Annotated in this window: 28 protein-coding genes; 20 read left to right on the top strand and 8 right to left on the bottom strand. The window is 70.4% G+C overall.

The genetic code is table 11. From position 1 onward, the window contains the following. The first annotated feature begins 16 nt into the window (after positions 1–16). From ACGFSC_RS32725 to ACGFSC_RS32660, 14 genes are all read left to right on the top strand, one after another. Positions 17–511, top strand: a complete 495-nt coding sequence (locus ACGFSC_RS32725) for a hypothetical protein (protein WP_359898188.1) — start codon at positions 17–19, stop codon at positions 509–511. A 236-nt stretch (positions 512–747) separates the two neighbouring features. Next, positions 748–2,229, top strand: coding sequence for a Scr1 family TA system antitoxin-like transcriptional regulator (locus tag ACGFSC_RS32720; protein ID WP_359898187.1), 1,482 nt, complete (start codon positions 748–750; stop codon positions 2,227–2,229). Further along, on the top strand, positions 2,223–4,295 hold the full coding sequence (locus tag ACGFSC_RS32715; RefSeq protein ID WP_359898186.1) for an ATP-binding protein: 2,073 nt from the start codon (positions 2,223–2,225) through the stop codon (positions 4,293–4,295). The genes ACGFSC_RS32720 and ACGFSC_RS32715 overlap by 7 nt, the downstream gene beginning before the upstream one ends. Positions 4,296–4,445: 150 nt before the next feature. Continuing rightward, the gene (locus ACGFSC_RS32710; protein WP_359898185.1) at positions 4,446–5,366 is read left to right on the top strand and encodes an aminoglycoside phosphotransferase family protein; all 921 of its coding nucleotides are present in this window, start codon (positions 4,446–4,448) and stop codon (positions 5,364–5,366) included. Next, a complete protein-coding gene (locus tag ACGFSC_RS32705; RefSeq protein ID WP_359898184.1) occupies positions 5,363–5,776 on the top strand; it encodes a hypothetical protein in 414 nt (137 codons plus the stop codon). The genes ACGFSC_RS32710 and ACGFSC_RS32705 overlap by 4 nt, the downstream gene beginning before the upstream one ends. A gap of 81 nt (positions 5,777–5,857) precedes the next feature. Next, positions 5,858–6,748 (top strand): hypothetical protein, encoded by an 891-nt coding sequence (locus tag ACGFSC_RS32700; protein WP_359898183.1) that lies wholly within the window; start codon positions 5,858–5,860, stop codon positions 6,746–6,748. Between the two features lie 184 nt (positions 6,749–6,932). Then, positions 6,933–7,496, top strand: coding sequence for a DUF5753 domain-containing protein (locus ACGFSC_RS32695; RefSeq protein ID WP_359898182.1), 564 nt, complete (start codon positions 6,933–6,935; stop codon positions 7,494–7,496). A gap of 201 nt (positions 7,497–7,697) precedes the next feature. Next, positions 7,698–9,845 carry a radical SAM protein gene (locus ACGFSC_RS32690; RefSeq protein ID WP_359898181.1) on the top strand — a complete coding sequence of 716 codons (2,148 nt, stop codon included), beginning with the start codon at positions 7,698–7,700 and terminating at the stop codon, positions 9,843–9,845. 35 nt (positions 9,846–9,880) lie between these two features. Further along, positions 9,881–10,972 (top strand): aldo/keto reductase, encoded by a 1,092-nt coding sequence (locus ACGFSC_RS32685; protein WP_359898180.1) that lies wholly within the window; start codon positions 9,881–9,883, stop codon positions 10,970–10,972. After that, entirely contained in the window at positions 10,969–11,655 is a 687-nt protein-coding gene (locus ACGFSC_RS32680; protein WP_359898179.1) for a hypothetical protein, read from the top strand. Before ACGFSC_RS32685 ends, ACGFSC_RS32680 begins: the two co-directional genes overlap by 4 nt. Further along, on the top strand, positions 11,652–12,845 hold the full coding sequence (locus ACGFSC_RS32675) for an aminotransferase class I/II-fold pyridoxal phosphate-dependent enzyme (protein WP_359898178.1): 1,194 nt from the start codon (positions 11,652–11,654) through the stop codon (positions 12,843–12,845). Before ACGFSC_RS32680 ends, ACGFSC_RS32675 begins: the two co-directional genes overlap by 4 nt. After that, a complete protein-coding gene (locus ACGFSC_RS32670) occupies positions 12,845–14,125 on the top strand; it encodes a formyltransferase family protein (RefSeq protein WP_359898255.1) in 1,281 nt (426 codons plus the stop codon). The genes ACGFSC_RS32675 and ACGFSC_RS32670 overlap by 1 nt, the downstream gene beginning before the upstream one ends. After that, positions 14,122–14,784 carry a hypothetical protein gene (locus ACGFSC_RS32665; protein ID WP_359898177.1) on the top strand — a complete coding sequence of 221 codons (663 nt, stop codon included), beginning with the start codon at positions 14,122–14,124 and terminating at the stop codon, positions 14,782–14,784. Before ACGFSC_RS32670 ends, ACGFSC_RS32665 begins: the two co-directional genes overlap by 4 nt. Next, complete coding sequence (locus ACGFSC_RS32660) at positions 14,781–15,590, top strand: endonuclease/exonuclease/phosphatase family protein (RefSeq protein WP_359898176.1); 810 nt, start codon at positions 14,781–14,783, stop codon at positions 15,588–15,590. The genes ACGFSC_RS32665 and ACGFSC_RS32660 overlap by 4 nt, the downstream gene beginning before the upstream one ends. 11 nt (positions 15,591–15,601) lie before the next feature. Here the strand turns inward: ACGFSC_RS32660 and ACGFSC_RS32655 are convergent, their stop codons facing one another. Beyond that, entirely contained in the window at positions 15,602–16,288 is a 687-nt protein-coding gene (locus tag ACGFSC_RS32655; RefSeq protein ID WP_359898175.1) for a nucleotidyltransferase family protein, read from the bottom strand. Positions 16,289–16,511: 223 nt separating this feature from the next. Between ACGFSC_RS32655 and ACGFSC_RS32650 the strand changes: the two genes are divergently transcribed. The 4 genes from ACGFSC_RS32650 (at position 16,512) to ACGFSC_RS32635 (ending at position 20,296) form a co-directional block, all read left to right on the top strand. Beyond that, the gene (locus ACGFSC_RS32650) at positions 16,512–17,852 is read left to right on the top strand and encodes a hypothetical protein (RefSeq protein WP_359898174.1); all 1,341 of its coding nucleotides are present in this window, start codon (positions 16,512–16,514) and stop codon (positions 17,850–17,852) included. Beyond that, on the top strand, positions 17,795–18,289 hold the full coding sequence (locus ACGFSC_RS32645; RefSeq protein WP_359898173.1) for a 2'-5' RNA ligase family protein: 495 nt from the start codon (positions 17,795–17,797) through the stop codon (positions 18,287–18,289). The genes ACGFSC_RS32650 and ACGFSC_RS32645 overlap by 58 nt, the downstream gene beginning before the upstream one ends. A gap of 224 nt (positions 18,290–18,513) precedes the next feature. Beyond that, positions 18,514–19,653 (top strand): TIGR02391 family protein, encoded by a 1,140-nt coding sequence (locus ACGFSC_RS32640; protein ID WP_359898172.1) that lies wholly within the window; start codon positions 18,514–18,516, stop codon positions 19,651–19,653. A gap of 172 nt (positions 19,654–19,825) precedes the next feature. Next, positions 19,826–20,296 carry a hypothetical protein gene (locus tag ACGFSC_RS32635; protein WP_359898171.1) on the top strand — a complete coding sequence of 157 codons (471 nt, stop codon included), beginning with the start codon at positions 19,826–19,828 and terminating at the stop codon, positions 20,294–20,296. A gap of 21 nt (positions 20,297–20,317) precedes the next feature. On the opposite strand, the gene ACGFSC_RS32630 is transcribed toward ACGFSC_RS32635, so the two are convergent. The 5 genes from ACGFSC_RS32630 to ACGFSC_RS32610 all read right to left on the bottom strand — a co-directional run bounded on the left by ACGFSC_RS32630 (position 20,318) and on the right by ACGFSC_RS32610 (position 23,179). Beyond that, on the bottom strand, positions 20,318–20,449 hold the full coding sequence (locus ACGFSC_RS32630; RefSeq protein ID WP_359898170.1) for a hypothetical protein: 132 nt from the start codon (positions 20,447–20,449) through the stop codon (positions 20,318–20,320). A 142-nt stretch (positions 20,450–20,591) separates the two neighbouring features. Continuing rightward, positions 20,592–21,137, bottom strand: a complete 546-nt coding sequence (locus ACGFSC_RS32625; RefSeq protein ID WP_359898169.1) for an SUKH-4 family immunity protein — start codon at positions 21,135–21,137, stop codon at positions 20,592–20,594. Positions 21,138–21,175: 38 nt separating this feature from the next. Further along, the gene (locus tag ACGFSC_RS32620; protein WP_359898168.1) at positions 21,176–21,718 is read right to left on the bottom strand and encodes a hypothetical protein; all 543 of its coding nucleotides are present in this window, start codon (positions 21,716–21,718) and stop codon (positions 21,176–21,178) included. Then, positions 21,715–22,509 carry a hypothetical protein gene (locus ACGFSC_RS32615; RefSeq protein WP_359898167.1) on the bottom strand — a complete coding sequence of 265 codons (795 nt, stop codon included), beginning with the start codon at positions 22,507–22,509 and terminating at the stop codon, positions 21,715–21,717. The genes ACGFSC_RS32620 and ACGFSC_RS32615 overlap by 4 nt, the downstream gene beginning before the upstream one ends. Further along, positions 22,490–23,179: a hypothetical protein gene (locus ACGFSC_RS32610; RefSeq protein ID WP_359898166.1), complete on the bottom strand. Its 690-nt coding sequence runs from the start codon at positions 23,177–23,179 to the stop codon at positions 22,490–22,492. Before ACGFSC_RS32610 ends, ACGFSC_RS32615 begins: the two co-directional genes overlap by 20 nt. A 198-nt stretch (positions 23,180–23,377) precedes the next feature. Between ACGFSC_RS32610 and ACGFSC_RS32605 the strand changes: the two genes are divergently transcribed. Continuing rightward, positions 23,378–23,824 (top strand): DUF6093 family protein, encoded by a 447-nt coding sequence (locus tag ACGFSC_RS32605; protein WP_359898165.1) that lies wholly within the window; start codon positions 23,378–23,380, stop codon positions 23,822–23,824. Beyond that, positions 23,821–24,240 (top strand): DUF6093 family protein, encoded by a 420-nt coding sequence (locus ACGFSC_RS32600; protein WP_359898164.1) that lies wholly within the window; start codon positions 23,821–23,823, stop codon positions 24,238–24,240. Before ACGFSC_RS32605 ends, ACGFSC_RS32600 begins: the two co-directional genes overlap by 4 nt. 187 nt (positions 24,241–24,427) lie before the next feature. Here ACGFSC_RS32600 and ACGFSC_RS32595 read toward each other — a convergent pair whose 3' ends face one another. Together ACGFSC_RS32595 and ACGFSC_RS32590 are read right to left on the bottom strand one after the other, a co-directional pair. Beyond that, the gene (locus ACGFSC_RS32595) at positions 24,428–24,772 is read right to left on the bottom strand and encodes a hypothetical protein (protein ID WP_359898163.1); all 345 of its coding nucleotides are present in this window, start codon (positions 24,770–24,772) and stop codon (positions 24,428–24,430) included. A gap of 476 nt (positions 24,773–25,248) precedes the next feature. Continuing rightward, positions 25,249–25,845 carry a hypothetical protein gene (locus ACGFSC_RS32590; protein WP_359898162.1) on the bottom strand — a complete coding sequence of 199 codons (597 nt, stop codon included), beginning with the start codon at positions 25,843–25,845 and terminating at the stop codon, positions 25,249–25,251. Between the last annotated feature and the right edge of the window lie 86 nt (positions 25,846–25,931).

The following is a 25,931-nucleotide window of genomic DNA, read 5'->3' as shown; positions in this document are numbered from 1 at the left end:
CTGTGCAGAGGTCGAGATGAAGTTAACGTCCGTCGTTTCGGCCCGGGCCCTGGGCCAGGTGATCTCGGGTATGCGCTGGCTCAGCCGCCGCACCGGCGACCCGACGGTGACCTGGGAGGCCTGGGCGAAGGGGGAAGCCGCCCCGGTACCGGTCGGCAGCGGCTTTGTCGTGGTCCGGCTCCCGGGTGACCTCGGCGCCGACGCCGTCGCCGAGCTGGCCGCCACAGTGCCGCAGCTGCTCGGCCCGGTCCTCGTCAACCACTCGGCCGTCGAGGTGTTCCTGCCGATCGCCCCGGCCGTGTGGCTGGGACCGGACGCGGAGCTGATCGACGGGCGCAACGCATCGGAGCGAGCCATCAAGTGCCCGCCGGCGGGCCGGGAGGCCGACCGGAGGCGCTGGCAGGTCCTGCCCAGGGCGCTGCCCGGCACAGATCCCGTGCTGACCGACCCCTACCGCCTGGCCGCCGCCCTGGACCAAGCCCGAGCGCGGCGCTGCCCGGCCGGCGCCTGAGGATCCCGCTGCCCGTCGCAGGAGAGATCACGGCCGGCAGCGGAGGACCACCCCCCGCCTGGCCCCGATCGCCATAGGCGGGCACACCGGTGGCCGTCACCACCGGCCGTGGAAGCGGACCGGGATGGGCCCGAAGACCCGGGCAGGGAGGCCGGGCCCACCCCACGAAGCCGCCGAAGGCGACCTTCCGGTCGGCGGACGACCGACCAGTTCAGCACGGACCAGAGGAGACACCGGTGTTAGGCAGCAGCGATGCCGTCCGCGCACTGCGCGCACTGGCCGCCCAGCGGCTGGATGTGCCGCTCGATGCGGACGGCGTGCCGCAACTGCCCCTAAGGGGCGCGCTCGACCGCATCGCGGCCGAACTGCGCCGTCTCGGCGGCCCCCGGCTCGCAGACCCGTCGGTGGAACGCCTCGCGGAAGTCCTGGAGGACCTTGCCCGCCGGCACCGTCGCGCCGACGGCGGAGAGTCAGACCCCGCCCTGCTGGACAAGCTGGCCTCCGAACTCCTCGACGCCGACGCGGCGTTGCGGCAGGGCGAGCACCTGGCGGCGCTGGACCTGGTGCGCCGGGTGTGCGCGGTGACCACTTGCCTGGACGAGATCGCCACCCACACCACGGGGCAGGGCGCCGGGCCGAAGCCCCCCGGCGCGGGGCGAGCGCGCCTTCACGTCGTGGAGCAACGCCTGCCGTCGGCCACGACGCCTCCCCTGCCCGCACCGCAGGGAAGCACGCCGCTACCCGAACTCCCCTGGCACGGCCAGAAGCTGGGAGACGTCGTCCTGGGCGGTCACCTGCGGCACCTGCGCGAGTGCCAGGGCCTGGCCCGGGCCGACGTCACTGCCCGGCTGCCCACCAGCCTCCAAGACATCGACATTGACGCCCTGGAGGCCGGGAACAGCACCGTGCTGCGGGAGGATGCGCCGGGCGGGCAGCTGGCCGCGGTCCTGCACGCCTACCGCGCCTCCGGGACGCTCGCGGTAGCCGACATCAAGCACTGCCTCGCAGTCAACACCCTTACCCAGTCCGGGTACTTCATGGACTGCGGCCTCGGCCGGGCACACCGCTACCAGCTTCTGGAGCAGCGGGCCTCGACCGTGCTGCTGGTCGGTGCGCTGCTCGTTCCGGCAGCCGTACGGGTGCCCGCCTACGATCAGGCCGTCGCGGATCGGGAGGCGCCCCGACTGCGGATCCCCGGGGACCTACCAGCGAGGTCGGCGGCGCTGGTGCCGGAGCGGGGCTGCCCGCTGTGCCGGGCCTACCGCACGAACCTGCTCGCCCGCCCGCAGACGGCTTCGGCCTGGCTGCGGCATGTGGGCGCCGTGCGGGCCGAGGCGTTCGAGGTCCGTCTGCGTGCCCCGGACGCACCGCCCACGACGCTGCTCCTCGACGCGGACCTGCTCCGCCGTCCCTCCGACGCCCCCGGTGTTCACGCCGACCAGATGCTCCACCTCGCCCACCTGGCCCGCACCACCGCCCTGCGAGTGCGCGTCCTGACCCCGGACAGTGGCGTCGCCTTGACCTCGGACACCGCCGAACTCGGCTTCCGCAACGGCCGGATCGTGACCGCGATGTGGGGCCTGATCGACATCACCTACCAGCGCGGCGACGACCTGCGCCCGCACGCCGCACTGGAGCGCGCCCTGCCGCCCAAGGAGAGCACCCGACTGCTGGAACGCGCGGCGGCCGGAGACCTCCCGAGGAGGGCCCGATGGTGACCAGTAACAACTCCATCACCGGCGCCACGGTGCTCGGCGCGGCGGTACAGGCCCACACCGTGTACGGGGGCATCACCCTGCACACCCCGCCCCCGCCCCCGGTACCGCGCCAGCTCCCGCGCCGCCGCCCGATGGTCGACCGCCACGACCTCACCGCCGCCCTCACCGACGTCCTGCGCCAGGACGACCCGCCACCGATCCTGATCACCGGCCCGGCCGGCATCGGCAAGACCACCCTCGCCCTCCACCTCCTTCACCAGCACGGCCCCCTGCCCGGCGGGCAACTGCACGCCGACCTCGGCGCCCACACCACCACCCACCCCGCCCACCCCGACGACATCACCGCCCGCCATCTGCGCGCCCTCGGTATCACCCAGCCCCCCGCCGACCCCGAGGAAGCCCGAGCCCTGCTGCGCACCCTCACCGCCTCTCGGCCGGTGGCGCTGTTGTTGGACAATGCGGCCGACGACGACCAGGTGCGGGCACTGATGCCCGCCGACGGGTCGCTGGTCGTCATCACGTCCCGGCTCCCGCTGCCCGGCCTGCTCGCCGACGGAGCCCACCACCGCGGCATCGGCCCGCTGCCACCTGCCGCAGCCCGCCAGCTTCTCGCGGCCACCGCCGGCGAAGCCGGTGCGACCCGCGACCTCGCCCCTCTCGCTGCTGCCTGCCGCGGCGTGCCGCTTGCCCTCGCCCTGGCCGGCGCCCACCTGGCCGCAGGGCGTCCCCTCATCCTCCAGACCACACCGGGCTCACCGTTGGAGACCGTCGTGACCGCAGCCGTCACCCAGACCTACCAGACCCTCGCCCCGGACACCGCCCGCGTCTACCGGACCCTCGGGGCGTTGCCGCTGCCCGGTACCCGGATCGACGCCGCGATGGTGGGCGCGGCCACCGTCCTCGACCCGTCGGCCACGTACGGCCACCTGACCTCCCTCACGGAGGCTGGGCTCATCCACCCGGCCGACAACGGCGACGAGCACTACTACTTCACCAGCGCGGGCGGCCGCCGCCGCGCCGCCGCCCTGGGCCGACGAACGGACGGCGCCGACGAGGTCGCCACCATCCGCCGCCGCGCCCTGGACTGGCTGCTGGCCGAGGCCCACGCGGCCTCCCGCACCCTGCACCCCTTCCGGCGCAGTGTCGAGCCGCACCTGATCCACTCGCCGGCCCACCGCGCCGACCTCACCGACAAGCAGGCAGCCCTGAAGTGGTTCGTGCGATGCGACACCCACCTGCGCACCGCGCTGGAGACCTCGACCCGACACGGCCTCGATGACGTCACCGCGCACCTCGCACACGCCTGGTGGCCGTGGCTGCTGCGCCGACGCCCTTATGCGGTTTGGCAGTTGACGTACGACCTCGCGATTCCCGCCGCCCAGCGCCTCGCCCGGACCACGCCCGCCTCCAGTGGCCGGTTCATGCTGCGCGAGTTGTTCGCCGCCCGCGCCACCGTGCGGCGCGCGACGGGCGACCACGGCGGCGCCATCGAGGACTGCGGCGCGGCCCTCGCGCTCGCCGCCGAGGACAACGACGTCGTCGCCCAGGCACAGCACCTGAACGACCTCGGAGTCGCGACCCACGATTCAGGCAACCCGGGACTCGCGCACGTCTACCTGACCGAGGCGCTGAACCGGCGCTCTGAGCTGGACAACGCCCGCGACACCGGCGTCACCAGGGTGGCGCTGGCCGTCTCCCTCCACGATCTCGGCGACGACGACACCGCGCTCGCGCACCTGCGCGACGCCTACCAGGAACTGACCGCCGTCGGCGACGGTCTGAACGCCGGCAGGGCCCGGGCGTGGGAGGGCCGCATCCTCGCTCTGCGGGGATCGTTCGGCCCTGCCGACGCCGCGTTCAGCCGGGCGATGAACCACTTCGTCACCGAGAGGGCCGACCTGTGGCAGGGCCGCGTCCTGCTGTGGTCGGGCGAACTGGCCGGCGCACAGGGGCACCTGGAACAGGCCGCCGAACTGCTGCGCTTCGCCCGCCGGATGTATGCGGGGAGCCCGTCCGACCTCAAGGCCGTCACCGGCGCTGCCAGGCGCATCGGCGTCGATTTGTGACCGGTGACGCGGGAACGCCCGCTCGTCTCCCCGGCGCCGCCACCGTCACCCACCGCGTCACCGGCTACCGCACCCCCGCACGCCCTGCCGACCCCCGACCCGGGAACGGCCCCGGGCCCTCCTATCCCGACCTCTTCGGAAGGTGCCACAGTGAACCCTGACGACAGCTGTGCCGCGGTCATCGCCATGGCCCGGCGCAACGGCCTCGACCCACGTGGCGCCGTTCTCCTGCACGGCGGACCCCACCACACGTGGCGCCTGCCCCGGTCCGAGGCCGTCGCCAAGGTGTGGGCCCCGGGTACCGCATTCGAGACGGCCGCGCGCGACACCCGCATCGCGAAGTGGCTCCTGAACAACGGCATCCGGGCCCCGCGCCCGGCCGGCAACTCCACCTACCCGCTGACCCACAGCGGCCGCTACCACCTCCAAGTGTCGTTCTCCGAAGACCTCGGTGACCGGCGGCCCGGTCCGGCCGATCTCGCCGACGTCCTGCGGCGCCTGCACACCCTGCCCGTGCCCGCGGGCCTGGGCCTGGCGCGGTTCGACCCGTGCAGGGACCTGGCCGGGCGCATCCGGGACCTTCCGCCGGGCACACTCGCCCCCGACCAGGAACGACACCTGCGCGCAGTGTTGGCCGACACCCGCACGGCCTGGCGCGCCGCACCCTGGGGCCCGCCGTGCGTGATCCACGGCGACGCGACACCCACGAACTGCATCATGACCCCGCATGGTCCGGCGTTGATCGACTTCGAGCGCACCGCGACCGGGCCCAGGCAATGGGACCAGGCCGCCGCCGGGTGGGCGCGTGACGTCTACGGCACACCGCCGCAACGGTACGAGGAGTTCGCGCGCGCCTACGGGGACGACGTCACCGCCCACGACGCCTACCGCATGATGACCCCGGTCTTCGGCATCGCCGCGTGGCTCTACCTCGCCGAGTGCGCCCGCACCGAACCCGGCCTTCAGGACGAGGCCGACCGGCGCCTGGCCACCGTCCTCACCGCCCCTCTCCCGCCCGCCCCCTGGGGCTGGCTGCCCGCCTCCCGCGCTATGGCGGAGGCCGTACGGTGACCGCCGCGACCCCGGCGCCGACGAGCACAGTGGGCAACCGAGCGGCCCGCACCGGCCTGCCCGTACTCCTGCTGGCCGTGTGCCTGATGGCCGACCTCGCCGACCAGCCGCCCCTGACCACTGGATTCGACGGCGACCCACGGCGCCACGTCCCCACCGCCACGGTGCACGACGACGGCCTGCGCGCCAAGGTCCACGCTCCCGGCGGCCCCGCCCCCGCGCAGCTCGCGGCCGCCGCCCTGCCCGGCGCACCACAGACCACCACCGCCTACCTCGCCACCCCCGGCCAGATGGCGCGGGCCGTACCCCACCACCACGGCCTGCTCGCCCGCGCCGCCGTCTGGCACGGGCGGACCCCCTCCTGCACCTCACCGAAGACGGACGCTCCCGCCTGCCCGCCCTGCGCCTGATCGGCGCCGACTTCCTGCCCGCCAGCAGCCCCGACGTCCCCGCCAACCCTCGCCCCTGACCGCCCGCGAAGTGGACCGCCCGTGACCGACTTCCGCTACCACAACGACGCACACCTCGACCCCGCCGACCTCGGCCGCTACGCCGCCCTGGTCGAAGCCGCGGCCCCGTACGTGACGGACCTGTCCGCCTTCCCCCTGCCCGCCCGCGTCGTCGTGCGCGCCGTCACGCCCGACCTGTACATCGACAGGCAGGCCGAGCACAACGCCCACCTGAGGCGCCTCGCCCTGGCCGGCCTGCCCGCCGGCACCGGCGCCGTGAAGCGTGCCCCCGCGCTGGTCGAGGAAGCCCGCACTACCGCCCGTACGGCCGCCCGGCGCTTCTACCCGCTCTGCCGGGCGACGGTCATCATCCACGAGTCGGCAGACCCTGAACTGACCATCATCCCCGAGGTCTACGACCAACACTTGCACCCCACCGGCCGCCAGCTCATCGCCGTCTTCGCCCACCAGTTGACCGCGCTGGCGCAGTACGCGCACTACCCCGAACTGGCCTGGGCCCAGCCCAGGTGCACCGCACTGGACAGCGCGCTCCCACCCAACCTGCGACGCCGACCCGCCGCCCTGGTCCCCGGATACGGCCAGTACGTCGAGCGCCTGGTTGCCAGGGCCCTGTGCGGACACGCCGTGACCGGGCCCCTGCCCGACGAACCCCGCCCCAGCGACCTCTACACCCAGCTGCGAGCCGACCCGGACAGCCCGGCGAACGCCCGGCAGGTCAACCAAGGTGAGCAGTTCGCCACAGCCCTCCTCCACGCCGGTGGGAACCCGCTGCTGTGCCTGGCCCTGGGACGCGAGGCCCTGTACCCGACCGTCGCCGACCTCAAGGACCCGACGCAGTGGCTCACCCGCCACAGGGTGGCCGTCACGGAGGCCACAACCGCAGACGACAGCGGAACCGCGGGCGACAGGTAGGGCCCGCACTCCGAGCCCGGCGGCAGGCCCTTCGGCCCCCGCCCAGTGCCGTCGGCGCCGACGGCGCCTCCCCTGACACCCACGAACCGGACGTGCAGCCCGGACCCACGAGGCCGCCGACGGCAGTCCGTTCCCGAACACCCCACCCACTGGACGACACCCGAGGAAACCGGAGACCCACCGCATGAACCCCACCGACACGATCGCCCTGGAGCCCATCCAGACCAGCATCCTGGAACTGCACCGCATCGCCAGCACCATCCACACCTACAGCCCCGTCATCATCCCCGGTACCCTCCAGACCGAGCGTTACGCCCGCGCCATCTTCACCGGCGCCAGCGAGCTTCACCCCGTCGCCGACCACGACATCGAGGCTGCCATCCAGGCGCGGCTGGCCAGGCGCGAACTCATCGACGGCACCCGCCAGTTCGATTACATCCTGAACGAGCACGCCCTCACCAACGTCGTCGCCGCCCCAGCCGTACACCACGAGCAGCTGCGCCACCTGCTGGACTGCACGGAGCGGCCGGGCCTGACCATCGGCATCGTCCCCGACGACATCCCGCTGCGTGCCCACTGGAGCTTCACCATCGTCAACTCGGTCCCGGTCGAACTGGATCAGTACCAGGGACCCCACACCGTCACCGAGCAAGCGGACGTCCAGCGGTTCCGGGAGGCCTTCCGTCGGTTGCGCGACACCGCGGCCTTCGGTGACGACGCGCGCACCATGATCACTGCCCTGATCTAGGTTCCGCCGGAACCCGGGCTCCCGGGACATGCCCTCGTCTCCACGCTCGACCCTCACCGCGCGGACGTGGACCGTGCCCACCCACAAGGCCGGCACGGTTCACCCGCAGGCCGCCGCCTGCCCGGTCGGTGGCGCGCTGACCGCCCACTGCACCGCTTCAGCCGCTGAGCCGGCCACCCCGTTCACCAGAGGAGTACACCCATGATCGACCGTGCAACTCCCGTGACGCCTCACGCAGTCGAACGTCTCCGGGAGGCTCTGCGGCTCGCCGTTCCGGGTTTCCCGGACACTGCGGCGGACGAGTCGGACTTCCTGCTGACCGACCCGCCCGCCTTTCGGACACACCTCGAAGGCCACCTCGCCGACGGGTCCGGCCGGGTTCGCGTCGCGGGAACGCTGGACCGCCGCCTGGTCCTGATCGAGCGCCTCGACGGCCGCTGGGTGGTAGCGGACCTGTCCGGCGAGCCGCACAGCACCCGGGCCTGGCCGGCGCGCCTCGACGGGCACCTCTCGCTCGACAACGCCAGCAGCTGGCTGACCCTCGCCGAACTGGACGAGACCGCAGCCCAGTACTTCACCAGGCCCGCCGTCACCATCGCCGCGCTCTACCACCCCGAGACCTTCCCCCTGCCCCGCTTCCCCCTCGGGATATCCGACGTGGCGCGGGCCGCCCGCTCCACCCTGCTCGGCGAGGTCAAGCTGTTGGACATGCAGCTCGGCGTCACCATGGCCGACCTGATCGAGGACATCAGCAGCACCACCCCGGACATCCTCGGCATCTCGGTCACCTTCGGACAGCACGACCTTCTCACCGAACTCCTGAACGCCGCCTTCCAGCTGCCGAACCCGCCGCTGGTCATCGCCGGCGGAAGCCTCACCGTCCGCAACGAGGCCCTGCTGCTCCAGCAGTACCCGGACCTGCTGATAGCCCGCGGCGCCGGAGAGTCCACCATGCAGGACCTCCTGGCCTACTGGCACGGGGAGTTGGACCGGGAGGCGATCCAGGGCATCGGGTTCACCGGTGCCGCCCGAGGAGGCGGACTGCAGCTGTCCCGCCGCCGCACCCCGACCACCCCCAACCGCGCGCAGGCCGACATCCTGCCCGAACTCGACCTGCTGGCGGCCACCTTCCAGCACGACGGCGTCGCCCAGCTGGAGTGCTCGCGCGGCTGCATCTCCGCTTGCTCGTTCTGCCCGCGCGGACACAAGGGCCAGTGGTCCGGCGGCGAGCCCGCCGCCCTGCCGTGGCTCCTCGGCGAGATGAGCCGCGTCTTCGACCGCTTCCCGCACCTCTCCCGCACGATCTACAGCGTCGACGAGGAGTTCATCGGCGGCGGCCTCGACGCCGTACCGCGGGCCCTGGACCTCGCGCACACCTTCCACGACGCGGGCTTCCGCTGGGAGACCAGCTGCCGGATCGAGCAGGTCAGCAACCCCGCCCACGACGCCAAGTGGCACATCGAGCGCGCCGACATGTGGCGCAAGCTCGTCGAACTCGGCCTTCGCCGCTGCCTGTTCGGCGTCGAGTCCGGCGTCGACTCGATCCTCACCCGCTTCAACAAGGACACCACGGCGGACCAGAACGCGCTGGCGATCCGCACCTTATCCGCCCTCGGGGTGCCCACCCGCCTCACCTACATCACCTTCGACCCGCTGATGAGCGCGGACGAACTCTCGCAGAGCCACCGCTTTCAGGGCCGCACCGACCTGCTGCTGAAGCCGCTGCCGCACCTGCCCGTCGAGGAGATTGTCGAAGGCGTCCGCGACCCCGGCTTCGTCGCCGAGCACGCCACCGGCCGCCCGCTGCACTCCGGGATCTCCTACATGCTCGTCAGCATGGAGTGCCTGGTCGGCGCCGCCTACACCAGGAAAGCCGAGCAGGCCGGGCTGACCGGCGCGGCCCGTCCGTCCATGGGCCGAGTCGACTCCCGCTACCTCGACCCGCGCATCGGCGAGGCCAGCAGCGCGGCCCAGCTGTGGATCGATCGCAGCTTCCCGCTGGACTACACCCTGAAGTCGCTGGAGAAGGTCCTCGACGGCGGGCCGCGTCACGCCGTGCGCGCCGCCCGCACCGTCCTCAAGGACTCCGCCTACACCGTCCTCGGCGGCATGCTCCGCGAGATCACCGCGAAGCCGGCCGCGGACGACACCGATCAGCTTGCCCGCGGCATCGCGAGCCTGCTGGACCGCGAATTCGACCAACTGCGCGATGCCGTCGGCTCCGGGATCGGCGCGCTCACCACCGCGCTGCCCGCGCGGCACGCCGACCGGCTGACTGAGCAGTACGACCGGTGGAACGCCTCCACCGACTGGGAGCTGATCAACGCGGCCGACCCCTGCGGCACCTGAACCCGCCCGCCCGGACACCCCGTGAGGAGCACCGCATGAACGCACCCGCCCGCCCCGGCGGCTGTCTGACCCTGCCCGGAGGCACCACCGTGGCACGCCTGGGCGTGGGCTGCTGGCCGATCGGCGGCCCGGCACACAACCTCGGCATGCCGATGGGCTGGGCCGCCGACGACCACCAGGCCATCGCGGGCCTGGACCGCGCCTTCGACCTCGGCGCGAACCTGTTCGACACCGCCGACGTCTACGGGCACGGTCATTCCGAACAACTCCTCGGCACCTTCCTGCGCGGCATTCCCCGCACAGAATTCGCCGTCACCAGCAAGGTCGGCTACTACACCGAACCCAGCGCCGACCACGCCATGGACCCCGCCCACCTGCGCCGCCGCCTCGAAAGCACGCTCCAGCGCCTCGGCGTCGACCACCTGGACGTCTACTCCCTGCACAACAGCAACTTCGGCCCCGACGACATCCACTTGGAGGGAGCCGTCGCCGCGCTGCGCGGCTTCCAGGCCGAGGGACTGATCCTGGCGGTGGGCATGCGCGGCCCGCACCGCTTCGCGCCCGAGCGCCTGACGACCGAGCCTGGGCAGCGGGAGGACAAGCACGCCCGTTTCCGGCGGCACTTCGCCGTGATCCGCCCGGACGTGCTCGCCGTGCGGGACAACCTCCTCACCCCGCCCTCGGCGACCGCCGGCATCCGCGAGTTCAGCGAGGCCCACGCGGTCACGGTGATCGTGAACAAGGCCCTCGGACAGGGCCTGCTCACCGGCAAGCACACCGCGGCCCAGCCGCCCGCCTTCGGGGACGGCGACCACCGACAGCGCAAGGCATGGTTCAGCGAACCTGCGCTCGCCGTGCTGGGCCCGCACCTGGACGAGATTCGCCGCCGCCTCGGCGACGGCCCGCAGACCCTGCCGCATGCCGCGCTCGCCTACTGCCTGCGGCGCTGGCCCGGCGCCGCCGTCCTGACCGGGTTCACCACCGCGACGCAGATCGAGCAGAACCTGGCCTGCGACCCCGGATGGCTGTCCACGGACGACCTGCTGTTCCTCACAGACGTGGGCCGGCGGGCGCAGCAGGCCCTCGACGGCCTCGGCGAGGTCTTCACCGACGAGGTGACCCGATGAGCCCCGCACCGTTCCTGGTCCTGGAAGGCCCGGACGGAGCCGGCAAGACCACGCTGGCCACCCAAGCGGCCGAAGCCCTGGCCCCCGTCGGCGTCCGGCACATCAACCGGCGGCAGGTCTCCACCAACTCCGCCTACGCCGCCACCCTGATGGAACCGCTCGCCCGGATGCTCTGGCACAGCGGGGACGCCCCCGACCTGTCCGACAGCTTCTGGGCTCACCTCCAAGCCGCCTGGTTCACCGCCCACGGCGAGCAAGTCGTCACCCCCGCCCTCACGTCCGGGCCGGTCCTGGTCGACGGCTGGTACGGCAAGCTCGCCTCCCGTCTGCCCGGCCAGGGCTGGCACGCCGACGAGATCAACCGCCTGTTCTCCCGAGTCCGCCGCCCCGACCACACGATCCTCCTGGACGTGGACCCCGAAGTCCTGTGGGAACGCAAGGCCGGCCGGCTGCGGCCCGCCGAACTCGGCATGCACGGCACCTACACCGCCCTCGGCCGGGCCTCCTTCCTCGACTACCAGCAGCGCGGCCTCGACCAACTGCGCGCCACGGCCACCGCCAAGGGCTGGCACGTCGTGAGCATCCCGGTGGGCGAGGACCTGGACACCACCACCCACCGCGTCGCCGTTCTGATCCGCGACCTCATCACCACCGCCCCGAACACGTCAGGAGATCGCCCGTGACCGCGCCCGCCCCCTACACCTGGCCCCGCATCGACGAGCGGCTGCGCCAGGCCGTCGACCGGCAGCTCGACCGCTCCCTGTCCGACCGGGACGCCAGCGGCGTCATCGGCGAGTTCGAGCGCGAATTCGCCCGGTTCGTCGGCAGCCGGTACGCCATCGCCTACTCCTCCGGCACCTCCGCCCTGCACGCGATGTGCGTGGCCGCCGGTCTCGGCGAAGGGGACGAGGTCATCGCCCCCGCCTACACCTTCTTCGCCACCGCCACCCCGTTCGCGTACGAGGGCGTGAAGGTGGTCTTCGCTGACGCCGACGGCTGGGGCAACCTCGACCCCGCCACGCTGCCCGCTCTGATCACCGACCGGACCCGGGCCGTCATCGTCACCCACATGTGGGGCAACCCCTGCGACATGATCGCCATCGCCGAGTTCTGCCGCGCCAACGACCTGCTGCTGCTGGAGGACTGCTCCCACGCGCACTTCGCCGACTGGGGCGGCCGACGCGTCGGCACCTTCGGCGCGATGGCCGTCTTCTCCACCAACCAGAAGGCGATCACCACCGGCGAGGGCGGCCTGCTGGTCACCGACGACGACCGTCTGCGCGAACTCGCCCTCCTGCACGGCCACTACAACAAGCGGTCGTTCCAGGAGATCGACCCCGCCGCCCCGTACTACCGGTACGCCCTGACCGGCATGGGCCTCAAGTCGCGGATGACCACCCTCGCGGCCGCGATCGGCCTCGACCAGCTCGCCAAGGCCGACGACATCGAACAGCGCCGCCGTGCGATCCTCGACCGGTTCGCCGCCGCCCTCGATGGCAACCCCGTCGTCTCCCCGGCCGACGTGGACGCGCAGCGCGGTTCCAACGGCCTGTACGTCCTGGGGCTGCGCTTCCACCGTACGGCCGCCACGGTCACCGCCCAGGAGTTCACCGAGCGGCTCGTCCGGCGCGGGACGGAGTTCGACATGCCCGGCTCCACCGCCGTGATCGCCAACGAGCCGCTGTTCCACCGTCCGGGCCGCACCATGCCCTGGACGGTCGTGCCCGATATCGAGGCCGCCGCCTACCCCGGTGCGCAGAAGTTCATCGACTCCTTCATCAAAGCCCCGCTGTTCGGGTACCCGGGCGACGATCAGGCCGTTGCCCACCACCTCGACACCCTGGTGGCGCTCAGCGAGGACGTGGCTCGGTGATGACCCCCGACGCGCTGACCGACAGCGCCCGGACGGACGGCGCCCCCATCGCGGTCGCCACGCTGCGGGACCTGCGCGCCCAGGCCCTGCGGCCCGCCCCGGTCCCCGTATCCCTGCCCGCGGCGGTGCCCGTCGGCCCGCCCCTGCTCATCGCCCGCTCCTCGCTCGCCGACGGCCAGGTCCGGGCCGCCACCCGCAACTGGATCGCCGCGCACGCCGGCCAGTACCGGGTGGCCCACCCCGGCGACGAAACCCTGCTCCACGCCGTCGAGACGTCCGCCCTGGGCCGCCCGCCCATCGAGGCCGTCGCCCGGTCCATCGACGCGGACCTGGCCGACGTCTACCTGCGGCTCGCCCGGCGCTGGCTGGACCTGGCCAAGGGCAGCGCAGACCCTCGCTACCTCAACGCCGCGTTGAAGCTCCTCAGCGTCTGCCTCATCGCGCCGCTGCCCGCCACCGAACTCGCAGCCGACACGCTCGCACGCTCCCTCGAAGCCCTCGACACGCTCACCGTCCACCCGCCGCGGCCCGCCGACCCCCCGCTGCCCGCCGTCGCCGAGACCGGCACCAACGAGCCCGCCACCATGCTGGAGCCGCGGATCGCGGTGCTGGCCGGCGCCGACTCCCGCGGCCTTCCCCAGTTCCTCGCCGCCGCCCGCAACCTGCCGATCACCGGTGTGGTCCTCCACGAGGCCGGCCAGCGCGCGGAACCACCGCGCAGCGCCTACGCCAGCGCCTGGTACCCGGCCTCCGGCAACACCCCGCCCCGCCCCGCCCCGGAGCCCTCCGCCGTGCCGCACCAGCGGGCCGCGCACCGGGACTGGCCCACCGTCGCCGCCCACCTCGCGGACTGGCGCACCGACCTGCTCGTCCTGATCGGCATGGACGTCGTCCCCGCGACCGTCCTCGCCGTCCCCCACCTGGGCACGATCAACGCCCACAACGGCGCCCTGCCCGGCTACCGCGGCATGGACGCCGTCGCCTGGGCCGTCCTCGCCGGAGACCCAGTGGAGTGCAGCGTCCACCACGTCACCGACGACGTCGACGCCGGGCACGTCCTGGCCGCCCGCGAGGTGCCCACCGGCATCCCCGACCTGCGGCAGGCCGTCAAGGACACCCAGCTCGAACTCCTCACCGACGTCTGCCGGAACGTCGCCGCCACCGGCGTTCTGTCCGCCGGTCAGCCGCAGACCGGCACCGCTCGCCGCCACTACCGCATGCACCCCGCGCTGCGGCAACGCCTCGACACCGCGCCCCGCCTGAACGGAGCCGCCTCATGACCCCGGCCCTGCTGCCGTCGCTGAGCGGCCTCGACTGGGATGACCTCCCGGCCGTGGCCTCCGCTTCCGCCCTCGCCTTCCACGACCTCACCCGCGACAACTGGGCGTTGCTCGCCGACCTCCTCACCACCCTGCCCGCCTCGCCCGGACTCGCCGCGATGTGCGAGCGGTTCGACTTCCTCGACAAGCTCGTCCTTCACCAGGACGACGGTTACCGCCTGCGGATCCACCGCTTCCGGCCCGGCTACTTCGACCGTCCCCACGACCACCGCTGGTCGTTCGCGTCGATGATCCTCACCGGCGCCTACCGGCACATTCAGTACGGCACCAACGAGGGCTTCGACACCATCGACCCGGCCGCCCTGCGTCCCCGCCAGATCCGCACCGAACGTGCCGGCGACCAGTACGCCCTGCACCACACCGCGGTCCACTCCGTCACCGCCGACGCCGGAACGATCTCCCTCGTCATGCGCGGACCCGCCGTCAAGGACGCCTTCCGCATCATCGACGCGCCCAGCGGCGGCTCCTTCACCGCCCGCGGCGCCCAGTCCGAGACCGACGCCCAGCGCGACGCCAAGCGCATGCGCCCCGACGTGATCGCCGCCACCGTCCACGACATCCTCACTGCCCGCCCCACCCAGCCCAAGGAGAACCGGTGACCGAGCAGGACTTCCTCTTCGGCAACCCCGACGTCGTCGCCGACAGCGTCGCCGCCAGCGAACTGCGCGTGCTCGCCCTCAACATCGCGAGCTCGTCCGCCGAGCGCGTCCGCCGCCAACTCGACTGGCTCTACGCCACCAACGCCAACTGCCTCGTCCTCACCGAGGTCAAGACCGGCGAGGCCGCCGACCTGCTGGTACGCGAGCTGTCCTCCTCCGGCTACGCCGTCGCCCGGCCCCGCACCGGCCCCGACGACAAGTACATGACCGTGATCGCCACCAAGGGCTACGAGACCAGCCCGACCCCGCTGACCGGCGTCAACCCCCGCTTCCACGGGGTGCGGCTCGCCAGCCACCTCGGCACCCTCGACGTCATCGGCCTGTACGCCCTCACCAACGGCATGAGCGCCGACAGCAGCACCAGGCGCAGCACGTTCCAGCAGCAGACGCTCCACGCCCTGTCGGCCCGGCTCGACGCCGAGCCGAACATCCCGCTCCTGGTCACCGGCGACTTCAACGTGGTCGAGCCCGACCACGGCCCGTCCGCCAGCCGCACCCTGTTCGAGGACCACGACTTCGACTTCTACCGGGCCTTCGGCCAGCGCCTCGGGCTGCTCGACTCCTTCCGGCAGACCCACCCCACAGCCGCCGACCTCAGCTGGTACGGGCCCAAGGGAGGCCAGCGGCTCGACCACGTCTTCACCTCACCGCAGATCCACGCCCGCGTGGTCGCGGTCGGCTTCGACCACGAGGTACGGGTCAGCCGCCTCAGCGACCACTCCGCGCTGCTGCTCACCGCGATCTGACCAGCGCGGGCCTACCGGCCGGTCGGCTCCACCCACGGCAGCTTCGTCAGCTGCGGCCACTCCTGCATCCACCGCTCGGCCTTCGCCTCGTACACCTCCTGCGGGGCGACGGTCAGCGGGTTCGGCCGCAGCACCAGGTTGAACAGATCGACGAACCCGTGGGTGGAGTGCACGGCCAGCTTCCCGCCGAGGTCCAGGGACAGCCCCACGCAGCAGCTGGTCGCCGCGAAGGAACTGATCGCATCGTGCAGATCCCGGTACGGGGCGATCTTCTTGCCCCACTTCGACTCGTACCAGATGTGCACACGCGCCTGGTTCCGCGGCTCCAGCTCAACACCAAGATCCGCTACCGCTCCCAGGCACTTCTTGATCCAGACGTCCTCCGCCTCCCACGACGTGTCCTCATCGAAGAAGAACAGATCATGATCCCGGATCCCCGCCGACAGATCCGTCCGGCCGGCAGCCGCGTTCCACACCGTCTGGAACAGCGACCCGGCCGTCAGGTACCACGGCGGCAAGCCAAGACCAGCAAGGCGTTCAAGCACAGCCGGAACGGAGGGGTTGCGCAGGACAGTGGCCGCGAACGCCGCGGCCTGGTCCTCGGGCGTGCCCGAGGCAGCCAGGTCGCGCAGGGACCCGGCGGTCAGGTAGTCGAAGCCTCGGTGATCGCGGGCGTCCGCGTAGTCAAGAAGGAGCACCTGCTGACCCTGCCACAATCACCCCGTGGATTGCATCACGAACCACGCAGCCCAATACCAAAGTTGACATGGCGTCGGATCGGCCGGTGTTGATGCCCGCTGGGCATCCCCATGATTCACCCGCAAGAGGGTCCTGGACCCAGGCCGCCCGCCCATTGCCCGATCTGCCCGACACCATCAGAGCCCCCGACCTGCCACTCGGCCATCTGTGTAAGGACATTCCGTGACAGCCAACTCGACTCAGCAGCTTGATCTGATCGAGGGCCGCACGCCGATCGGCGACAGGCCCGAGGGCCGGCAATCGCTCAGCCAGGACGAGGTTCGCAAGCGCCTTCACGAGGCCGGCTACGAACTCCTGGAGCCGTACCAGAACCATCACATCCCCGTCAGCGTCCGCCGCATAGACTGCGGTCACCAAGCCCGCTCCCACCTGTACACCCTCACCCGTATCGGGCTCAGCTGCCGGATCTGCCTGCCCGACGGACCCGCCCGGCCCACACGTGCCGAAGGCCTCTCACCGGAAGAAGTCGTCGCGTACGTGGCCACCTTCGGCTGGGATCCCGAAGCGGCCTACCCCGGTTCCGTCTCCAAGGAGTGGCCCCTCCGGCACCGTGCTTGCGGCACCGCATCGGACATCTCCCTGGTCGGGTTCGACGGCCACTGCGGCACCTGCGCCGGGATCACGACCGCTGTCCCCTCCTCCACGAGAAGCCGCAGGGTTGCCAAGCTGCTGCACAACCTCGGCTACACCGGGGAGCAGCCCTGCCCCGGCTCCGCTTTCGAGCCCTGGCGCGTGCGCCACACCGCCTGTGGCCACATCATCACCGCGACACTCAACCAGCTCACCGCCGGCGCACAGTGCCCCCGCTGCGCCCACCACGTCAGGCAGCAAGCAGTCCAGAACGGATCGACCCAGTCCTGGACGAACAACCAAAAACTGGCCCTCAGTCCGAAAGCCGCTGAGGAACTCCTTCTCCTCTTCGGATACGAACCGGCCGATGACCCCTACCCGGGCGGTGTCACCCGCAAGTGGCGGGTCCGTCACGTCGCCTGCGGCTACGTCTCGGTCCGCTCCCTTGACACCGTCCGGAGCGCCCACCTGAACAACCGCGACCGCAGGGTCCGCGGTATCAAGCAGCGCGGAACCAAATGCCCGGGATGCCGGGCCCTCAGGGTGCCGGCACCCGCTGCCCCCGTCCCAAGCCGATCCCGCTCGGGCCCGCCCCGTCTCGACCAGGCTGTGGTCGCAGAGCGCCTCCGCGATGCCGGCTACGAAATCCTGGATCCGTACCAAGGCAATCGCGTTCCGGTGCGCGTTCGCCACCTCGCCTGCGGCCACATCGACAAGGCCGTCACCCACTACTTCACGACAGGCAGGCGCCGCTGCGCAGGGTGCGCCCTCAAGGCGTCGGGCCCCGATCACGCACTCACCCCGCTGACGGCCACGTCCGAAAGGGAACCTGGGCACCACGACGAACGGGTCCAGGGCCACGACGGCATCGGCGGGTGCACCACACCTTCGGACAGCAGCCCTGGCCGGACGGCCTGCGCGCCCTCCAGGTGAACGCCCTGCCCGTCCTGCCCGTGGGGTCGCCCCGGGACATCCTGCTCACCGGCCTGCGCCCGGCCATGGTTGACTTCCCCGTTCTGCTGCTACGTTCCGACGGCTTCCACATCACTCTCGGCATGGTCACCTCCGCCCCGGCCGAGGACATCAGCGATACCGCACGCCAAGACCTCGCCGACCGGCTGCGCACCGCGCTGACCAACACCGGGCCGATCCACCTGCAGGTCGGCTCGCCGATCGCCTACCGCGCCGGCGTGCGCCTCGACCTGCACCCCGACGGCGAACTCGCCGCCCTCCAGTACAGCGTCCGCGCCGCCGTCCACCAGGTCCTCGGCCCTGACCCCACCGACTACCCGCTCGGCGTGCTCCATATGACCGCCGCCTACGCGGCCGCCGACACCGACACCGACGAACTTGTCCAGGCCATCCACTAGATCTGGCCCGGTCATGCCCCGTCCACCGTGAGTCGGATCAGCGTCAACAAGGGCTACTGGTGCCTCGCACCGCTGCCCGGCCGCAAGGACCTGCTTCAGCTGGCAGATCTGCTGGAACACCATCGCCACCATCTCGCTCGACGCGGGCCACGGAATCCGACTGCGGTCGAACCGGCTTGGCGGATATTCTGCCGTCCAAGCAGAGTGTGAGAAGTAGGTGGGACATGGCTTGGACCATTCCTGAGGGGATCCCGCGTCCGGGGGGTGATGAGGGCTTCTGGCTATTGAAGTACGCCTACCAGCAGTTTCACGGATGTGGGGAGTGGCCAACCTTCGACGAGGTGGACCGTCGTTTGTATCAGGCAGGCTTCGACACAGAGAAGGCTGTCCAACAGCTGCCATTGGACCTGGTATGGGGAGTCGACGCAGGAACCGGGATCCCACAGCAGGGCGAGCAGAAGATTCAACTCACCGTCGCTGGTGTGCTCTGTGTCGGGTCGGAGCTTGTTCTCATCACGATGCTCCGGCTTCTTCAGCGGGCCATCGAGGTCGAGCGAGACTGGTGGCCTAGGTACGAGGCCGACCTGCCTAGTCTCAACTTCGATGCGTTTGCGGTGGGGTGCGATCCGGAGTTCCTTGACCAGCGGACTGTGGCGCTCGCTGCACACGTCGCATCCTCTGAACCATGGGCATCTGGGATTAACCTGCGCACCCTTGGTGAGTGGGCAGGAGCCCCGTCGACCTGGGCTGATCCCCTTGGTGGGACCTGGGAGCTGTTGTTGGACAAGCGGGTCAGGAAGTACGCGACAATCGACTTCGGAGATGTCGGTGCCTATTGGAAGCGCCGTCAGCAGCATCTTGGCCGCCCGGAGGCGGTAGCAGTTGCTGGCATCCCGGAGCCATTAGCTGTCACGGAGTACCAGCCCGCTCCGGTGCCTGTCCTCACGCTGACCTGTGCACTGCACCCTGCTATCGCCACCGTGGCAGCTCGACGCTTCGATGCTGGTGAGTATGCAGATGCGGTGCTTGCCGCGTACCGGGAGGTGGAGCACCGGGTGCAGCAGCTCACAGGACTCGGCGATGTAGGCAGGCCGTTGATGGGGAAGGCCCTGAACAGCCCGACGCCGAGAATCACCGTTACGACATCGTCGGGGGCCTCCCTTCAAAGCGAGCAGGACGGGATGCGGGACATCTTCGCAGGGGCCATGCAGGCGCTGCGGAATCCTCGTGCTCACGGGGCTGATCAGCTGGATGATCCCGAGGAGGCCCAGGAAACCCTGGTTCTGGCCAGTTGGTTGATGCGCCGCCTCGACATCGCCGAGGCCGCACAGGCGGCAGCGACCGGTACCTCCACGAATCCATAGCCCGGGGGCGGTCGAACCACCTCTAACTGTCCCCATAGGTAACTGTCCGAAACAGCCCTCGCGCGGCCTCGCCCGACAGATGGGGCGGAGCCGCGCGCTCGTTAGCCATCGTTCCAGCCCGGGAACGCGAAACCGCCTCCGCTGCACCCGCCAGTCGGGTAGAGGTGGAGGTGTGATAGAGACAGGCCACCCGTGGATGGTGGACGCGAAGTGGCGTGGGATCGACCTGACGCGGGCCTACCTGACGAGGAACCGCGGCCAGGTCGCAGCATGCCTTGAAGGCCTGGGCACGGAGCGCCGGGAGCTCGTACTCGCCCTGCTGGGCCTGTCCTACGACGACCTCCTCGGCGATCTCGGGGCGCCGCCCATGAACGTGCGAGACCTCGACGAGGTGGCGGCCCTGGCGCCGCCGGAGTCCGAGTTCGCGACGACGGCCGCTGTGCGCCGGGTCGCCGCGAAGGAAGCGGGCTTCGCCGAAGCGGTGGCAGGCCTGGGGCTTGTGGACCAGATCCACGTGATCGCGGTCTGCACTGTGGTCATGCTGCTGGACGCCCGCGGGCACGCGGGCGCCCTGGCTCACATCGACGAGGAAGCGGCCGCCTGCGAGCGGATGGGGTACCCCAGGCCCTACGCGGTCACCTGAGCGCACTGCCCCGGGACGGGGTCAGTCGTCGCCGCCGAGCCCGAGTTCCGCCCACCACCGCTGTTCCGGCTGCTGCTCCCACTCGCGGACGCCGTCGTGGTGAATGAGCGGGCCGGTGCCGTCGGCGCGTTCGCGGTGACCGCGAGGACGCACGCAACGGCCGGCACCCGGGCCGCTGCGGGGGCCGGTCGGGTCCTCATGGCCGCACGTCGGCCACATGCCGGGCGCTGTGCGGGGGCGCTGCTGCTCATGGCGTCGATGCTAGCCGTGCGCTCCTGCCCGGCCGGGTGAGGGTTCAGGCTTGGAGGTCCTTGCCGAGGAGGTGGTCGAAGACCATGCTCCACCAGGTGTCCTTCTCGGCGAAGGCCTGGGGGTCACGGGCGGCGAGGTAGTCGCGGAGTTTACGGGTGTAGTCGTCAGCTTCGTCGTCGGTCCTGCCGTGGATGTGCTCGTAGCGCAGGCCGATGCGGTACAGGAACTCGGTGAACTGCGCGAGCGAGGTGTTGACGATCTCGGCGGCGGGCTGCTCTCCGAGCTGGAGCAGGATGATGTACCCGTCCTCCAGATCAAGGCAGAAGCGTCCGTCGGCCGCGGCAGGCGGGCCGCCGAGGCACAGCACGGTGACGACCGCGTCGCCGGTGTCGATCGGGACCAGCGTGAACGCAGAGGGCTCCCCGGTGACGTCGATGCTGAAGAACACGTCGAGGTGGGCAGGTAGGCCGACGTCCGCGAGGGCGTCGACGTCGGCCTGCGGCAGCTTGTTCCGGACGGCTTCCTCACGGGGAAGCGTGATCACCCCCTGGGGGCTGAACAGCTTCGTGAGTTCTGCGTGCGTGGCCACGGTGCTCCTCGGGCGATCGGATGGTTCAGGCAGTGAGGTTACGCGGCGAGGCCGCTGAGCCGCAGCAGCTGGTACCAGTGGCTGCTGCCCAGATCGTCGGGGGCGACGCCGGCGAGGTCTTGGAACCGGGAGGATGCCACCCAGGTCCGGAAGAACTCGTCGACGCTGCCTGCGATCGGTTCGATCCGGCATCCGGTGAACCAGACGTGGCCCTCGTCAGGGGCCCGCCACACGCTCCCGTCACGGTCTACGAGCAGCGGGTTTTCGCATGCCAGGCCGAAGAAGAAGAACCTGGAGGTGTCTTCGATGGGTGACCCGTCGGGGAGTTCGGCTTCTTCCAGCCCTTCGGGGAACTGCCTGTCCATCAGCTCGCTGGCCGTGAAGAGCCTTGTGGAGTGGGTCAGGTAGAGGCCGTTGGAGGCGGAGAGCAGGTCGGAAACGCCCATAGGGATGTTCGGCGGGATTTCGTCGGGGTCGGCTCCGGCGGGAATTTCCGGGTCCCAGAGTTCGAGTTCCTTCTCGTGCGCGGCCAGAGTTTCACGCAGGAGCGCGATCGTGCCGGGAATGTCGAGTTCTGTCATTTCCATTTCACTTTGACTTTGATAGGTGTTCCGTCCGGGACGGGTCTAATGGTCCGCCATAGTTGCACGGTCCCGGTTTCGTAGTTCGTTTTTGTTTCTAGCATTCTAAGGTTCTGCCAGTGGTCGAGTCCACCGGCCTGAAGGTCTATGATGTGGTCCGGCTGCATCGATGTGCGGACAGCTTGTTTGGCCTTCTCGGCCAGATCCGGATTGTCCTTGTTGTTCTTCAGGATGAGGTGGATGAGGGCACCCTTGTAGGTGTCAGTGATTTCGCGATCGCGCAGCACCTTGTTGGTCGCCTTGTACGTTTCCCCGCGGCGGCTCGCCCCGGCCAGGCTCTGGGCCTTCCACGCGAATGCCGACCTTGGCATCCCCGGCTTCCACTGGATTGCGACCGTGACCGGAGGTTTCGTCGGATCTGGGCCCTGCACGCGGTCGGGCGCCGTTTTCAGCGCCTTGACCTGGTCTTCCGATCGACTGTTGATCTTGGTGAGCATGGTCGCCAGGGCCTTGTCGTTCTGGTGATGGTTCCTCGACGTGTGCTCCAGGCCCTGCTGGACAAGCCGAAGGTGCCGGTGGAGATCTCTTTCGGCTTTCCGAATGACATTCATGATCTGCTCTGCGGCGTTAACCGCGGCATTGGCCAGCGGGTCCTTTCCGCGAGTCTTCTTCAGCCTGTTCGCAACGTGACTCGTGTGCCCGCCGGCCGTGGATTCCAGGTGATTCGCATGTTCACCCATGCGTTTCGCGAGCTCTGCGGTCTCCTCGTAGTTATGCCGGATGTCCGCCATTCCCGCCCCCTGTCACAGCCGCTCCGAGATCAGTCTCCTTGGCGCCTTCGACGCCTGAACCAGCCACAGATTTCCAGTTGACGCCGCTCTGGACGCCGGCAGAAATACTCACGGCCTGGATCGCGAGATCCGCCGCCATGCCGGCGAGTGCGTTCATGATCGGAGCCTTCGCGATCTCCATGAGCTGAGCCACGATCTGCTGCTCAGCCTCCTTGAGGAGCTTCTTCACCGCGATCCGCGTGATCTGCGTGGCGCCCAGCGCGCCGAACTCCGACAGGCCGAACGTGAACGGCGCCGCTGCCTGAGCTGCCACCACCTCGCCGGCGAGGATGCCAAGCTGCACGACGGCGGCGCCCTTGGCGCCCGCGATCACGAGGGCGACACCGTCAAGGGCAGTGGCCAGCATTCGTCCGCCCTCGGCAAGGTTGTGCAGATGCGTGCCGTTGAGCTTGTTCCAGTGCGCCTCGAACGCCGTTGTGGCCGCCCCGAGGTTCTCCGCGACCATCCGCTGAACCGCGACGACCGTACCGGCGCGGCCGTTGTCGACCTCGTCGGCGAAGCTGCGCAGAGCGGTCGCCATCTCGTAGAACTCGTCCTCGTCCACGTTCGGCCAATGCACGCCGATGAGATCAAGAAGCCATGCCAACTCGTCGGGAAGAACTACGCCCATCTGATCGCCCCCTGCGCCGCTGGGCCCTAACCGGCCGACAGGCCACGCTTCAACACTCTGTGTGGCCACTACGCGGACGGAAGGCTACCAGCCTGCCGTCGGCAAGCGAACGGTGCGTGCGAGCAACCGAGGCGCCCCGCAGGTGGGAGGGCTCGCTGCCAACCTGAGAGTGTCCGCCGTGCTTTCTAGGCTCGGATCATGACCACCCCCACCACAGACCCCGGCACCGCCATGCCCGAATCCGGCGGCGTCACCGCCTTCGTCGAGCGGCTGCTCCTGACCGAGAAGATCCGGATCGGCGAGTCCGGCCCGCAGATCTTCGACCCGAACACCGGCCAGTACGTGCCGGGCCCCGATGTCGTGAAGTACGAGGGCCCCGGCCTGCACCGGGCAAGCGGTGGTCCGGGGGTCGTGCTGCGCCTGGAAGGCCAGCCGTACAAGGACGACGGCGACGGCCGCTACTTGCTGTTCAGTCCGCTGTCCGCGCCGGTCGCTGCCGAGGGCAACACCGTGACGATCGTGGAGAGCACGGACCCGGCCGCCGCCGGCCGAACGTTCAAGGTCTTGGACCCGGGGGAGTCCGGCGGCCTGACGGTGGTCCGCCGGACGTGGATGCGCATCGAGAAGGCCGGAGGTGCGGTGTGAGCACCCCCGTGGACCTCGATGCCGTCCGCCAGGCCATGGAGGCCACCGTGATGGTCGACACCGTGCGGATCAGCAGGCCGACCGGCACCCCCGTCCTGGACGTTGGCACTGGGCTGGTGGGGCCCACGCCGACGGTCACGATCTGGGAAGGCGCCGGTGCGGTGCTGTCCGCGCACGGCCTCGCCGCGGTTGAGCACCTCGTCGGCGGCCGGTGGCTGGAGGACAACGCCTCCTGGTACGGGCTCGTCACCCCGCTGGCCGCACCGCTCCCACAGCGTGGCGACCTGGTGACCGTCACCGCCACGAAGGCACCGACCGCCGGCACCGTCGGCCGGACCTGGCAGGCCCTCGACCCCGGTGAGGCCAGCACCGTGGAGGTCGCGCGGATCACCCGCCTCGACGAGGTGGTGCTGTAGCTGCGACGCCGGGTGGTGGCGGGCGCCTGCGACGACTTGCCTGCCACCCGGCTGGGTCGACTCCTCTCGCTGCCGCAGATCGGACGGTGTAGACAGCGACGTAGCCGCTGCCCACCGGACCGGGCCCTGCGCCCGAATTGCCCGTCCTCCGGCTACATGGGCCGGTGTGGCGGCAGTCGGGTTCCGGTCAGCTCTCGACCAGGAAGGAGCGCGGGTGCGAGTTGAACCTGACCGAACGGCCAGCCGACACGCTGAAAAGCGCGTAGGTGCAGTCCTCTCCCCAGTAGAAGCGGACCGTGCTGTCCGTTGCGTTGTTCACACCCGACAGCGGCCCCCGCGTCGTCTCCGGTACGTCGTAGCAGCCCGGGGCCGGGTCGACGTACGGCACGCCCGGGCCGGAGCCCGACCCGTCGGGAAAGATCACGTTGTAGAACGTCAGGGTGCCCGTGGCGGCCTGGGCGGACGTGGGGACGGCCACGGCCAGCGTCCCTGCGGCGATGAGCGTACCGAGCGTCGTGACGAGGCGTCGCATGATGGGACCTCCTGGACACCGGGGCGCCGAGTGCGCCCCGCGATCGCAACCAACGGTAAGACTGCGTACGCGAATCGTCACCGGCGTGAAGGGGTGCGAACGGCGCGCGACGGCTATGGCCGAACCGCGCGTCGGGAGGTTCCGGGGATGGTGCCGTGGATGGAGGGAGAGTCGGACAAGGGAGCCGGCCAGTTGCCCTGCCGTCCGCGTGTGGCGACCTGGTGACCGTCGCCGCCACGAAGGCACCGACCGCCGGCACGGTCCGGCGGACCTGGCAGGCCCTCGACCCGAGAGGCCAGCACCGTGGAGGTCGCCCGGATCACGAGGCTGGACGAGGTTGTAGCACCGTAGGCCTAGCGCGCGGGCTGGCGTTGAAGGCGTCGCTGGCCCGCGCACCGTGCCGTCGCCTGTATCCCGGACCGGAAGGATGATGCCTCGTCAGCCTCTCAGATAAAGGCCCCGGCTGATGGAGGCTTTCAGTCGGCGTTTCCATTGTCGACGGCGTGCCCGACTTGGTATTCGAGCTCGCGGAGGAGATCCTCCTCTGCCCTTCTGCCGCGCTTTTCTTCCTCCTGTCGGAAGAATTCAATCTGCTCCTCGGTGAGGCTGTTCGTCGCATCTAAGGTGGCTACCAGTTCGCAAATTCCGTCGAAGTCGCCGTCCGGGTATTCTTCCCTTCGATAGCTCGGCTGATGGCTGATCCTCAGGAACCTGTGTATAGCCAGTTCCATGGGGGCCGCCGTAATTAGCGAGTTCGAAATCCAGGCATCGACAAGTCCGTGGCCATTGCAGTGGTACTCATTCAGATGGGTGGCGATGCGGCCGTGCACGTTGCGTGCTCTTCCCACCTTGACACGCCCATGCGTCCCCGCCACGGAGAGAACGTATACTCGGCTTCCCACATTCTCGAATGGGTCCCGGGTTCGGGCCCATGCGCGTGTAAGGACAGCCTCCTCCACGGTGTGCGCCACAGCCGGGAGTGAGTACGGAGAAAGCATCCCGGCGCGCAGAAGCCGCACGTACTCCTCACGCTGCCTCTCTAGCTCCGGCGTGAACGGCTCCAATTGAGTCACGACCTGATTCTCTCCAGCGTGGGCGGCCCATGTCTGGCAGACCGCCAGAACGGGCGGGGGACGCCCGCGCCTCTCCCTCCTGGAGG

Origin of the sequence: Kitasatospora sp. NPDC048715, assembly GCF_043198905.1 — a bacterium.
In the GTDB taxonomy this organism is placed as follows: Bacteria; Actinomycetota; Actinomycetes; order Streptomycetales; family Streptomycetaceae; genus Kitasatospora; species Kitasatospora lactacystinica.
Note: the sequence above shows the minus strand (reverse complement) of the source record. Positions and strands in the feature narration are given on the sequence as shown.

Bases quoted from the DNA above. Each gene is read 5' to 3' on its own strand.
- ACGFSC_RS32725 (WP_359898188.1), top strand. From the start codon at position 17: ATGAAGTTAACGTCCGTCGTTTCGGCCCGGGCCCTGGGCCAGGTGATC.
- ACGFSC_RS32715 (WP_359898186.1), top strand. From the start codon at position 2,223: ATGGTGACCAGTAACAACTCCATCACCGGCGCCACGGTGCTCGGCGCG.
- ACGFSC_RS32695 (WP_359898182.1), top strand. From the start codon at position 6,933: ATGAACCCCACCGACACGATCGCCCTGGAGCCCATCCAGACCAGCATC.
- ACGFSC_RS32690 (WP_359898181.1), top strand. From the start codon at position 7,698: ATGATCGACCGTGCAACTCCCGTGACGCCTCACGCAGTCGAACGTCTC.
- ACGFSC_RS32685 (WP_359898180.1), top strand. From the start codon at position 9,881: ATGAACGCACCCGCCCGCCCCGGCGGCTGTCTGACCCTGCCCGGAGGC.
- ACGFSC_RS32680 (WP_359898179.1), top strand. From the start codon at position 10,969: ATGAGCCCCGCACCGTTCCTGGTCCTGGAAGGCCCGGACGGAGCCGGC.
- ACGFSC_RS32670 (WP_359898255.1), top strand. From the start codon at position 12,845: ATGACCCCCGACGCGCTGACCGACAGCGCCCGGACGGACGGCGCCCCC.
- ACGFSC_RS32665 (WP_359898177.1), top strand. From the start codon at position 14,122: ATGACCCCGGCCCTGCTGCCGTCGCTGAGCGGCCTCGACTGGGATGAC.
- ACGFSC_RS32640 (WP_359898172.1), top strand. From the start codon at position 18,514: ATGGCTTGGACCATTCCTGAGGGGATCCCGCGTCCGGGGGGTGATGAG.
- ACGFSC_RS32620 (WP_359898168.1), bottom strand. From the start codon at position 21,718: ATGACAGAACTCGACATTCCCGGCACGATCGCGCTCCTGCGTGAAACT.
- ACGFSC_RS32615 (WP_359898167.1), bottom strand. From the start codon at position 22,509: ATGGCGGACATCCGGCATAACTACGAGGAGACCGCAGAGCTCGCGAAA.
- ACGFSC_RS32610 (WP_359898166.1), bottom strand. From the start codon at position 23,179: ATGGGCGTAGTTCTTCCCGACGAGTTGGCATGGCTTCTTGATCTCATC.
- ACGFSC_RS32605 (WP_359898165.1), top strand. From the start codon at position 23,378: ATGACCACCCCCACCACAGACCCCGGCACCGCCATGCCCGAATCCGGC.
- ACGFSC_RS32595 (WP_359898163.1), bottom strand. From the start codon at position 24,772: ATGCGACGCCTCGTCACGACGCTCGGTACGCTCATCGCCGCAGGGACG.